The sequence below is a fragment of the Methylococcus sp. S1M genome, from assembly GCF_051295855.1.
Lineage (GTDB): Bacteria > Pseudomonadota > Gammaproteobacteria > Methylococcales > Methylococcaceae > Methylococcus > Methylococcus capsulatus.
On sequence record NZ_JBPDXO010000091.1, the window covers coordinates 1 to 215 of the forward strand.

Consider the following 215-nt stretch of genomic DNA (forward strand, 5'->3'; position numbering starts at 1 on the left):
AGCAGCTTGAAGAATGCCGCCAAGCGCGGCATCAGTCCCATGGAGGCGATGATGGATACCATCACCGCCTATATCGGTAGCAAAGGCCCGCAGGCGGCCGCGGCATTCAAGCAGGCGCTGTCCCTGGAAGACGCGCAAAAACGTGCCGAGGCCCTCCAGGCGTTGTCCGGTTCGTTCAGGCTGGGTGAATTGTTCCAGGACATGCAGGCGATGTC

Annotated in this window: 1 protein-coding gene; it reads left to right on the forward strand. The window is 60.9% G+C overall.

What is annotated here, in order from left to right; translation table 11 throughout:
* Positions 1-215 (forward strand): hypothetical protein (locus ACSHWJ_RS16175; protein WP_432540154.1); only part of this gene is annotated, 215 nt, incomplete at both ends.